The following is an 11688-nucleotide window of genomic DNA, read 5'->3' on the forward strand; positions in this document are numbered from 1 at the left end:
CAACTGTGAACGCTCAAACGATTGCCCTGACTTCCACATTCAACCCCAACATCTCGCGGGCGATTCGGTCGGCATCGACGAAGGCTCGCGAATAGCTGCCCGACGACGGGACGTAGTGGTTGTAATAAGTCGAGCCTTCGACAAGAGGGCCGGTTATCCACAAATTGGGTTGGGCTTTGCCTTCGCTGTCGACGAGCACGCCCTCCCCATCTTTGGTCAGGCTGTGGATAATTCCGCTGGCTTTAAGCGAGCGGATGATTGTTGGCAGCGACGAAATGTCACAGGCATTGCTGACATGTGCCTTGATGACTCTTTGCAGAGGTTGTAAAGGCTCCGCCAGATTCTCCGAGAGACTCACCGCGGCCGGTTCACCTCTCGTATTGTGGATAACTTGAGAATGGTGCACCCAGTGGACGATTCCCGCGTCGGCCAAAGCCAGCAGCTCCTGATGACGCTCCTTCTGCGGCCCAGCGACCATCCGATTGACATGTGGCGCGTACTCGCTGAAGAAGACACGGCGTGAATGACTGGTCAGCCCGCGGTTATCCACAACCCGGCGGAGCTGCTCGCGGCAGCTTCTCCAGACTTCGATTGCGGCCTTGGTCGGACTCGAATCAAGGCCCAATACACTTTGCGCGACGTCGCGTGCGATGGATTCGCGTATCTGCTGAGAATAATCCGCAGCGTCCATGGTCGACCCGCGCGGGTTATACACAGCTTCATCCAGCGGCAGCGCTTCAAAACGGACGGCCATTTCCGACGACACGGTTTCAAGCCGGTCCGCGTAATACGCGTGCGCAATCTCCGCTTTGATCCTTACTGCCGATTCGCCTCTCTGGGACGCGATCATCCCGAAGTATTCTGCGAGCATTTCAGCTTTGATCATAGGAAGGACCTGCTGCTCGAAATCCAGGCCATCAGGGTTTTCCTCTCGAAGACTTGCTACGGCCGACAATGTGAAAATCAACGCAGTATTTGAGGTCCGATGGGGCACGATGTCCGGCCGGGTCCGGTATGGCAGACCGCTACGCGAGAACAGATAGATGGTCGGCTCCCTTCCACCAGGCTCATAGCGCAAGCCGTCCGCCAGTTTGCGAAAGTGGCCTCCGCGCCCGACCGTTAGGCCCGCGACAATATCCATCGCTGTAAGGCCCAGCCCCTCAATACCGACCGCCTCTGTGGATAACACCGAATCGAGTAAACCGAGGTGTGAATAAGCAATGGATTGGGCGTACAGCCCACCGTTCGAACTTCGCAGCGGCTGCGCGTGGCCAACGGTGATTGCCAGCCAATCCACCGCACAATTCAACTCACCTGTGGACAGAACAAACTGCCCCATGTCGGTGTGTTCGATGTTATCCACAGCGTGAGAATGATGAATGACATACACATTTGCGGGCAGACCGAGAATTACCTGTTCATAGGTCCACGCCAGGTACTCCCCCAACCAGCTGCGCGGCAGGAACTCATTGGGCTGTACATTGCGTTCCGCCGATTTGAAACGCAGGCACCATTCATAGAAGTCGGGTCCCTGGCGTCCCACGTGTCCGTCAAGGGCGGCCGCGTCCGGAAACATCGAAATCTGCGAGGCAACGGTGTTGAGCATCAGGTATTCAGGCTGGTCGACGGCATGCAAACCTGGCCCCGGAGGCTGGGGATCAAATACGTTTATCTCGATGCGTCGGGCCGTGTTGACCGCCAGCGCACAGATACGCTCCAGCACTGTCAGCCCGCGTGAGCCACAACCGACAATGCCGATCCTGACGACGGGTTTATCAGACCCTGGGGATAACTTTTCGCCGGCCAGCGCTGTGCTCAGTTCCATCTCAGGGTTTCTCCGAAGAATGAGTCAATGGCGATGCCACGGGATTCTGCCAGTGCGGTGTCGACGATGAATTTGCTGAGGGCCAGGTCCAACACGCCCAGGCCGAAAGGCGAGAAAATCGAGGGCTTTGCAGGATCAAGCTCGACCTCGCCACGGATGAGGCCGGCCAGCGTGCCGCTCATGAAAGCGCGGCTGCCGGTCAATTGCTCTGCCAGATGGGGCGATGTGTTGGCCTTCATGCAGTGCTCGATGTCGTCGCAGAGGTTGTTGGCCTCCAGCAGCAACTGCGGCGCGATGTCCCGCAACGAGATGTTCAGCACGACCTGCCCGGCGCGAAACGCCATGGGTGATTTGACGTATGGCTCGCCCGCTGTGGTGGCGAAGATCACCAGATCTGCCGCCAGCGCTTGCCCCAATGACCCAGTCCGGGCTGTGCATAAGTCGGCATTTTCAATGAAGCCAGTCAGAGCGTCCGCCGATGCCGCGTTGAAATCATGCACAACGGCGTGGCCAATGCCCCACCCTTCGACGCTGAGCATTCGCGCGATGTTGCGGGCAATGACCCCTGCGCCGATAAATCCTACTGACGCCGCTTTACGTGACTGACCGTTGAGCCAGTAAGCGCCTGACACCGCCGAGGCGGCCGTTCGCACCGCGCTGATCTGCGCGCCTTCCAGGCAGGCATAGGGATAGCCGGTCTCGCGGTCGTTGAGGATGACCACGGCCGACGCCCTCGGCTTCTGCTGCGCGACATTGCCGGGAAAGCTGGAGATCCACTTGATTCCCGCCACGGCGTCCTCTCCGTCCAGCGCCGCAGGCAGGGCGATGATCCGGTTGCCAGGCTGTTGAGGGAAACGCAGAAAGTAGCTGTCCGGGTTGAGCGTCTGGCCGTCGTGGTGCTGCAGATACACCTGCTCGATGCGCCGCACCATGTCGTGGGCGTGGCTGTCGAGGATGTCTTTGATGACTGCGCCGGGGATCACGTGAAAGTCAGACATTCAGCGCTTCTCCCTCGAACGTGTGGACGTACTGCTTCAGATACCGGGTGATCGGTTGCGAGTTGAGCGCAGTCAGCTCGGCGCGGCCGAACTTCTGCATGACCCACTCATCGTTGTAGATGGTTTCCAGGTAACGCTCGCCGGCGTCCGGGGAGATCGCCACGACAACGGCGTCTTTGGGAATCCCTAGCGAGGGCGAGGCCAACCCGGCCACCACGGTCCCGGTGGAGCCGCCGGCCAGCACACCATTGGATTTCGCCAGCCATCTGCACATGGCCACGGTGGCGCGCTCATCGACCACTTGCTGCTTGTGCAAGTGATGGGCGCGGAATATCGGCGGCATTTGGCTGGAGCCGAGTCCTGGAATGAAACGCGGGCCGGGCGCCTGGCCGAAAGTCACCGAACCCGCGCTGTCTACCGCGATGATCTTGGTGCGCGGCGAATGCTTGCGAAAATACTGCACACAGCCCATCAAGGTGCCCGTGGTGCCGGCGCCGACGACCAGGTAGTCCAGCGCCGGAAACGCGATATGAATCGAACGCGCCGTGGTGTATTCATGGGTGCGGGCGTTGGCCGGGTTGCTGTACTGGTTGAGCCACAGATGACGGGGATCGCGGGCCACGGCATCGCGGATGTAACGAATGCGCGTGCCCAGATAGCCGTCGTTGTCATCGCGCTCGGTGACGATGACGATCTGTGCGCCAAAGGCTTCCATCATCTTGATGTTGTGCAGGTTGGTGTTGGGGTCGACGACGCAGCAGAACTTGTAACCGCGCTCGGCGCAGATCATCGCCAGCGCCACACCGAGGTTCCCGGACGAGGACTCGATCAGCACGGTGTCCTTGTGGATAAGTCGGCGCTCGGCATAGGAGTCGATCAAGCCGATGGCCGTCTTCATCTTGATCGAGCCCGCAGGGTTGCATGACTCAAGCTTCAGATGCAGGTTTTCAAAACCCAGGCCTTTTACCCTGACGAAGTTCGAATCGCCGACGATGTGGGAGATGAAATTCATGGCCGTGCCTCGACGCGTGCGGGCCGGGTGTAGCTCGGCATGGCCACCACCGGCGCACGCTGCCGGGGCTGGTTCGCCAGCAGCGCATCGGTCAGGTGCTGCGCCCGTAAGGCAACCATGGAAAACGACTGGGCGTCGCTGATGCCATGGGTCTTTTCCGACGTGCCGTTCGCCAAAATCTGCATGCCCTCGCTGTGCTGCAGGGCGACGCGGTAATGCCGGTCGACCGCAAGGGTGCCGTCCTCGTCGCGGACCAGCCAGGGTTGCAGCAGGGTCAGCAGTGGTGGCACTGCAAGCTGCTCGTAGCCTGTGCCCAAGACAATGCCGTCAACGTACAGCACGGTTTCAATGCCGGTATTGCTGTCACGCAGCACCACCGAATAGGCATCGCCCACTTTTTCCACCGAGGCCACTTCGGACCACGCATGCAGGTTCAGACGTCGGTGCCCGGTGACCTCGCCTTCGTACAGGAAGGAGTACAGCGCCTGACTCTCGTCGACGTCGATGCCTGCGTAATTGGTCGACCGGATCTCTTCGAATACCCGATTGCGTCTGCCGGGCTCAAGGTCGTGGAAATAGTCGATGTGCTCCGGCAGGAAGGCCATGTTGGGAAACTGCCCGAGCTGTCCCACCTTGAAACCCACGCCGCGGTGCACCGAATGGACCTGCGTGGTGGGCGCGGCGCCGAGCAGGTGTGTGACCGCCTCCCCCGCGCTTTGACCCGAGCCCAGCACCAGCCAGCGCTGCGCGATAGGACCGCCGCCGAGGTGGATGTTTTTCAGATACTGGGATGTGTGGAAGACACGGCCGCCGAGATGCGGGCTGAACGCGTCCGGTATCCGGGGCAGGCTGCCGTGGGAAAGCACCAGCCGTTTGGTGCGATAAGTGCCCTTGGCCGTGACGACATCAACGCCCTTCAGGATGCCCTTTTCCGCCACCGGCAACACGTCGAGGACGCCTTCGTCGTAGGCAACGTAGTCCTTGAGTTGTGCAGCGACCCAGGCGATGTAGTCGGACCATTCCACCCGGCTGGCCGGACGCCCGAGCAGGCCGAACGTGTGCAGACGACCCTTCTCCTTCAGGTACATGGCGAAGGAGAACCGACTGCGCGGATTGCGCGGCGTCACAAGGTCTCGAAACACATGGTGGTTGATGTCGGTGCCCGCCAGCAGAAACGCGCCATGCCAGGTTGAATCACGCCCTTTTTCGAAAAAACGCACGCGCTGGAAAGGCTTCCGGCCGCTGTCTTCCGCCTCGTCTTCCAGCGCACAGGCCAGTGCGATACCGGCCGGGCCGAACCCGATCGAAACGACATCAAGCGTTTCACGCACACCTTCGATTTCATACTGAGTCATGGTCATTCTTCCTGAAAGTTGCAAAAGATGTGGCGAGCTTCTACGCAGGCCGCTTCAACACAGCAGACGCCGCTCATGGCCGTGCTCGTCGGTATAGACCCACAGCGAAACCCGGGCGTGATCGTTCTCCCCATCGCTGAAACTGACAGGGCCGGCAGGGGTGGCAAATTGATCGAAGCGCAGCGCATCAAGCAGTCCGCGCTGATCAGCGGCGGCTCGGTCCACCAAGGCAAACGCTGCAAGCGTCTCGACGGCGTAAACCGGCGCCTGTTCGGCGTAGATCTGTTGATAAGTCGCATCGAACGACTGTGCCTCAGCCAGATCTCCCGCGATGGGGAAGCTGATGACATACACCGTGCCGGTTTGCGCCATCCCTTCCACCAGCGCAGGAGATGCGGCGTCGTCGGTGAAGAAGATTGGCAATTCACAGCCAGTAGCACGCTTATCCACAAGGAACTGGCGGCTGGCTCGCAAACGTCCGCAAAACACTACGGCGTCCACGTTATTTGCATCGTCCACTAACTCAACTGTGGATAACTGCGCGGCTTCCTGCAGCTCCTGCATCTGCTGGCGCCCGTGCAGGCTCGGGTCAGTGAACAAATCGAGCCGGCGTAGGCCTTCAGATTCGGCAAACTCGATCAACCGCGTGGCAAGTAGTCGGTCAGACGCACAAATGCGGAACGTGGTTTCTCCAGCGCGGGTCAAGGCTGCGCAGGTAGACGCGGGCAAGATCAGCGGAATTCCCGCCTGTGCATAACTCTCAACCGCTGCGGCGGCAGAGTCGGAAGCGAAGTGACCGATCACGGCATCCACATTCGCGTCGATGAAATGCCTCGCCGCCGCATGGCCGCCCGCTGCGCTCGCGCCGTCATCAAAGTAGAAATGGCGCGCGCGGCGAACGTGGGGAAACAGGTGACTGGACAGGTACACGCTGCGCAAGAAACCGCGCGCATGCAGTGTCGTGCCGACGTCGAGTGCCGCGCAGATACCCAGGCGCATCATGACAAGGCCACCTCGGCAAACCGCGAAGGGCGGAACGCTTCCATGACCGATCTGTAAGCCGCATCCATCGACACGCCGGTCATCAATCCGCTCAGCTCGAATGCCAGCAGCTCGGCAACATTGGGTGCCATTTTGAAACCGATGCCGCAAAAGCCGGTGGCGACAAACACATGGCTGTTGGCGCTGGAACGGCCGATCAGCGGGCGGCCGTCTTCGGTGTACGCGTCCCAGCCCACCTGTGTGACCACCGGCAAACTGTGGTGCCGGTCGTAGCCCAGAAGAGAGACGCGGTCCATGACGTCCAGCTCGTTATCCAGCGGCGACATGTTCAGCTGATCCGCATGTCCTGCGCGGTGGCGCCGCTGGCCGCCCACTTGCACGAGATTGCGTCCCAGCGGCAGCAGGTAGGTATTCAGATGGTGAGCAATGATCGGCATGCTCGGAGCCTGATCGCAGCCGAAGCGCGTGAATGGAATCGTCCGCGCGTGCACGGCGTTGTGCGGCCGGGGCAACGGGCCACTGGCACCACAGGCATCGACGACCCACGTCGCTTCCAGGCACAGCTTGCCGGCATGAACCTGAACATAGCCGTCCAGTTCGACGCAGCGGTCGACAGCCAGGTGATCAAGGTACGTCGCCTTTTCACTGACGTAGCGGCACAGATTCGACACCGTGACGCGGGCATCCACCGTGCCGCCACTGCGTTCGATAAGCAGGCATTCGCCGACACAAAATGGCGAAAAACGCCCGTTATCCAGGGCGTCGACGGAAGCGTGCAGCTCAATGCTCTCGGACCCTTCGCTGTCCACCGCTTCCAGGTATTGCCCACACACCTCGGCGCTGGCGATGTAAGCGACGCCACTGCGATTCAGTGCGCTCTCGTAGAGGGCGTGGACGATGCCGGAATTGCCGTGAAGTGATACGCGCCGGGTCAAAGGGCGCAGCGCGGCGTCCAGCTCCAGACCGCGAACGATGCCGCCGGTGTCCCGCGTTGCACCCTGGGCGCCAGCGATGCCTTTCTCCATCAGCGCCACATCGAGTCCGCTTTCAACCAGCGCCGCTGCGATCGAAGCGCCCATGATGCCGGCTCCGATCACGATCACATCAAATGAAGTTTTCATCGTCGTCGCGCGCCTCTCGGTCAGATTTCGTACTCGACCGCACTGACATACACCAGCTGCTGCAGGACTTCGTTTTCAGTGAAGCGGCAATAGCGCAGGATCTGTTTCGCCAGGTCCGGGAACACCGGCGCGCCGATGGCACCGATCAGCGCCATGTAAGGCAGAATCCGCTTGCCGAGGGTCTGACGATCACGGGCGGCGTTAATGATGTCCGACAGCAGCACCGCAAGCCCCTTCATGCTGAAGTGATCCACCGACGTCGCTTCGAACCAGCGCGCTATCAGAATCTTGAGAGCCGCCGCGTCCGCCGCACTGACTTTCAGGCTGTCGCCGTCCACCCGCTCGCGCTCGGCCTCGGCGGCCAGCTTGACCAGCACCTCGTTGAAGGTTTGCTCACGCCAGGCGGAGAACTTCTCGACATCGAAGTCATCGGTGTCCTGCTCGGGCGCGATCAGCGCCAGATAGAAGCGCGCGCTGTCGGTACAGGCGTCTGCCACCAGGTCCCGCGCCCAGATCGCATAGTTGCGGCTGGTGGAAAGGTTCTTGCCGTTCAAGGTCAGGAACTGGTTGGTGTAGAAGGTCTGGCGCATGCGATAGCCGTGCATGGTCTGCAGCAGCGAGGGGTAAACCATCATGTGGCTGAAGGCGCAGTCATAACCCAGAAAGTGCACTAGGCGGCCTTTGCCGGAGCGGCAGTATTCGTCGTACTCCCACGGCGCAAGCTTGTGTTCGTTCAGGTATTCGCGAAAAGCCGCCAAGTAACCGGACAGGCCCATGACCCAGGTATGTATGCGCCGGCTGCCATCCGGCTTGAGATCCAGCCCGCCGTCGTGGGGCCGGGTAATGCCCCAGTCCACCGGACCGATTTCGAATTCCTCCTCCAGGAACCGGCGGATGAAAGGCCGCAGCGGCGCATGTTCGAACGTGCTTTTGAGGTGGTTGCGAAAATTCGACAGCGCCAGAAATTCACGCTCAATGGGACGCCAGATCATGGGCGTCGCACATAACTTGCAGCGGAAGTTACTCATCTTCGAGGCATTGGGCGTGTGCGCGCACTCTTCGCACTGGCTGGCATCCGAGTCCGAGCCACAGTGATCGCAGTTACCCCGGCCGAATGCTTCGTAACCCCACTTGTCACAGTGTTCGCAATAGGGTTCCTGGCTCACTTTTTTGTAAATGGCCCCCGCCTTTACCGCGTACTCGTACATCTCCTCGACGGCGTTCTTGAAGTAGCTGTTGCGGTACGGGCGCATCCAGAAATCCACCTGAATGCCCATCTTCTTCAGCGTGTCGTTGATTTTGTCGGTGTTCTCCAGCGCCAGCGTTTGAGGCGCACGGTCCAGTTCGATACCTCGACGCAACATGTAGGACTGATAGTCATCGGAGTATGAAACGAGGGTGCAATCGTGGCCGCGTTGACGTTGGGCACGGGTGTAGATATCTGCCGCGAGAAAAGGCCCCGCCATATGACCAATATGCAAATCACCATTTGGCGTCGGCGGCGTGATCGTGACGAGTAACTTGCCCATCACGACGCCCTCTGATCGGACACGTCATGAATGGTCGCTTTGTGCAGAGCGAACTCATTGGCCGCCATTGCCTGCTGGGCATCTTCATCGAGGAAGCGGTTGGCAGAGTCACGGTCCCACCACACGACGTAGAAGTGGAAGTCTTCGTCGGTGTCGTTGAACACATAGTGATCGGTGTGTTTGGGGATGGCAGCGATGTCACCCATAGTGAACGGGTACATCTGATCTCCCACAATCAACTGAGCGGTGCCTTTGATGCCTATGAAGAATTCCTGGTCTATCTGCGTATGCGACAAGGATTTGGTGTGCGGGCGCACCACGCACCAGCCACCACCAATGGGCGTCGGATAGCCGTTCCAGGGCAGTAATCTCGCGCCATCCAGGTCATATTCATGAACCAGTTTGTCCCACGCCATCGGGCGAAAAATATCGAAATCAGTCATGAGGGTTTCCTTCAGCCAGAGCATCCTGCTCGCTGTTTTATCGGCGCCAGGCTGAGCTGACGGGCGCGTGCCAGTTAAGGAATAAACTGAAGAAAAGTGCGCGACGGGGCAAACTAGAAATCCGCAATCAACGGTTAAGTTTGACTTAACCGGTGTCGACTCAATTGTTTGACTAATCAACAGGTTGATCAGGTTTACGCGTATGGGTGTATCACCCGCGGACACTGAAGCAGGACTTAACTGCCCTGATAACTAATCAACACGTTGTCGGGGGGACGTGAATGCAAACTATCGCGTGGTGAATTCACGTTGACTGGCGATGGCCTGGGACACCAGCCAGTCGCGAAACTGTTTGCTGGATTTGGGGAGAATGGCCGTCTCGTCATACACCAGGTAATAAGCGATCGGCGTGTCGATCGTCGCGCGAAACGGCACGACCAAACGACCAGACGCCAGCTCTTCCCGAATCAGCGAACGGCGCACCAGCGCAATTCCCATTCCCGCCAGCGCAGCCTCGATGACGCCGTTGGAATCCACGAACACCGAACCTTTGTGTACGGCCGCCTCGCCGTCTTCGATACCCACTGCACGGAGCCACAACGCCCAGTCTTCGCGGTGTTCGTCGTGCAAGAGGTTGTAGCTTTTCAGGTCAATGGGCGAGGACAGGTACCGGGAATCCGGCAGCAGAGAGGGGCTGCAGACAGGCTGCAGTCGGTCGTTGATCAGCATCTCCACTTCCAGACCGGGATAACGACCGAGGCCATGGCGCACGGCGAAATCGACGCCGTCGCCGAGCAAATCGACCAGCCGATTGGTGGTGCTGATCAGCACCTCGATGCCGGGGCAGATGGCCTGAAAATCAGGCAGTCGGGGCAGCAGCCATTGCATCGCAAAGCCGCTGGTGCAGCTGACAGTGATTGTATTGGGGCCGTTGTCGCTCATCAGTCGCTGAGTCGCGTCAGAGATCTGCCCGAGCGCGGGACGAATGGCCCGCAGGTAAATCTTGCCCTCGGCGGTCAGCTCCAGGCGCTTGGTGTTACGGATGAACAACGTGACGCCAACGGCTTTTTCGAGCTTGGCGATCTGTTGGCTAATGGCCGCAGGGGTTACGAACAGCTCACCTGCCGCGCCTTTCATGCTGGCGTGGCGCCCCGTCGCTTCAAAACATAACAGCGCGTGCAGGGGCGGAAATTTCATGCCTGACCTCGGTTAAGAAAATCTAATGTGCTTAAGAAAAGCTCGCTTGAGCACCACCCCAGACACTGCTCAAATCATCACACCCTGACTCGACGAGCGTCAATCAACAACTTTTCGGTCAGCGGATCGGCGATACGGATCAAGAAAGGAAGCGCAATGAAAGTCTCCGACTATGTTCGACTGATTGTTCTGGCTGCCATCTGGGGAGCCAGTTTTCTCTTCATGCGCGTTGCTGCCCCTGTATTAGGCGCGTTGCCTACCGCCTTCTTCCGGGTGTTGCTCGGCGCCATTGGCTTAATGGTGATTCTGGCCATTTTAAGAACCCGGCATGAGTTCAACGGCAAGTTCAAATCCACCTTGATCCTGGGCATCATCAATTCCGGCATTCCGTTTTTGATGTACAGCATGGCGGCCCTGTTATTGCCCGCAGGTTATTCCGCCATCTTGAATGCAACCACACCATTGATGGGCGTGTTGATAGGCTCAGTGTTTTTCAATGATTCGCTGACACCCAAAAAAGCGGTTGGCGTATTTCTCGGTTTGCTGGGGATAACGTTGCTGACCACGACAGGCCCGGTGACTTTCACCACGTCGGTGGTCATGGGCGCAATTGCTTGCCTGGTCGCGACCAGTTGCTACGGCGCCGCAGGATTCCTGACCCGTCAGTGGATCGGCGACCGGGGAGGCCTGGACGCGAAACTCGTGGCGTTCGGCAGCCAGATTGGCGCGACGCTGTTTCTGCTGCCCTTCTTCGCTGTCTCCGCCACCGTCAACCCGCCGGCCACCTGGGGCGACTCAACCGTGTGGCTGTCCCTGGCGGCCGTCGGTTTCGTGTGCACGGCCTGTGCTTACATTTTGTACTTCCGCCTGATCGCCGATATCGGCCCGGTCCGCTCGCTGACCGTCACTTTCCTGATTCCGCCATTCGGCGTCCTTTGGGGGGTGATGTTCCTCGGTGAAAAGGTCTCCGCCGGACACTTTTACGGCGGCGGTCTCATCTGCCTCGCGGTCTGGTTCGTGTTGAGCCAAAGCAAACCCAAGCCGGCACCTGCTCCTCAAGACCGCGCCGCCACAACCTGACAGCAACGTTATCCACAACTGTTTTCGGCGCCGGGTAAAACACCCGGCAGGGCCCGGCTGTGCCTGAAATATCCAAGGTCGGGTGATAAGAACGCTTGGGGGATTCATCCGATGGCAACTCCAACA

At 59.5% G+C, this 11688-nt stretch carries 8 protein-coding genes and 1 pseudogene; 1 reads left to right on the forward strand and 8 read right to left on the reverse strand.

Annotated elements, in window-relative coordinates; genetic code table 11:
* Positions 1 to 13: 13 nt before the first annotated feature.
* The 8 genes and pseudogenes from QWI20_RS08545 to gcvA all read right to left on the reverse strand — a co-directional run bounded on the left by QWI20_RS08545 (position 14) and on the right by gcvA (position 10482).
* Positions 14 to 1825, reverse strand: a complete 1812-nt coding sequence (locus QWI20_RS08545; RefSeq protein WP_369305087.1) for an FAD/NAD(P)-binding protein — start codon at positions 1823 to 1825, stop codon at positions 14 to 16.
* Positions 1816 to 3835, reverse strand: a pseudogene (sbnA, locus tag QWI20_RS08550) (2,3-diaminopropionate biosynthesis protein SbnA). The gene QWI20_RS08545 and the pseudogene sbnA overlap by 10 nt, the downstream one beginning before the upstream one ends.
* The gene (locus tag QWI20_RS08555; protein ID WP_369305088.1) at positions 3832 to 5190 is read right to left on the reverse strand and encodes a SidA/IucD/PvdA family monooxygenase; all 1359 of its coding nucleotides are present in this window, start codon (positions 5188 to 5190) and stop codon (positions 3832 to 3834) included. The pseudogene sbnA and the gene QWI20_RS08555 overlap by 4 nt, the downstream one beginning before the upstream one ends.
* Positions 5191 to 5244: 54 nt before the next feature.
* A complete protein-coding gene (locus tag QWI20_RS08560) occupies positions 5245 to 6192 on the reverse strand; it encodes an ABC transporter substrate-binding protein (protein ID WP_369305089.1) in 948 nt (315 codons plus the stop codon).
* On the reverse strand, positions 6189 to 7313 hold the full coding sequence (locus QWI20_RS08565; protein ID WP_369305090.1) for an NAD(P)/FAD-dependent oxidoreductase: 1125 nt from the start codon (positions 7311 to 7313) through the stop codon (positions 6189 to 6191). Before QWI20_RS08565 ends, QWI20_RS08560 begins: the two co-directional genes overlap by 4 nt.
* A gap of 20 nt (positions 7314 to 7333) precedes the next feature.
* A complete protein-coding gene (locus QWI20_RS08570) occupies positions 7334 to 8842 on the reverse strand; it encodes a methionine--tRNA ligase (RefSeq protein WP_369305091.1) in 1509 nt (502 codons plus the stop codon).
* Positions 8842 to 9285, reverse strand: a complete 444-nt coding sequence (locus tag QWI20_RS08575; RefSeq protein ID WP_369305092.1) for a cupin domain-containing protein — start codon at positions 9283 to 9285, stop codon at positions 8842 to 8844. The genes QWI20_RS08570 and QWI20_RS08575 overlap by 1 nt, the downstream gene beginning before the upstream one ends.
* 288 nt (positions 9286 to 9573) lie before the next feature.
* Complete coding sequence (gene gcvA / locus QWI20_RS08580) at positions 9574 to 10482, reverse strand: transcriptional regulator GcvA (RefSeq protein ID WP_237250160.1); 909 nt, start codon at positions 10480 to 10482, stop codon at positions 9574 to 9576.
* Between the two features lie 156 nt (positions 10483 to 10638).
* Here gcvA and QWI20_RS08585 point away from each other — a divergent pair, with 156 nt between their 5' ends.
* Entirely contained in the window at positions 10639 to 11562 is a 924-nt protein-coding gene (locus QWI20_RS08585) for a DMT family transporter (protein ID WP_369305093.1), read from the forward strand.
* The last annotated feature ends 126 nt before the right edge of the window (positions 11563 to 11688 follow it).

This window comes from Pseudomonas sp. W2-17 (genome assembly GCF_041060445.1).
Taxonomy (GTDB): domain Bacteria; phylum Pseudomonadota; class Gammaproteobacteria; order Pseudomonadales; family Pseudomonadaceae; genus Aquipseudomonas.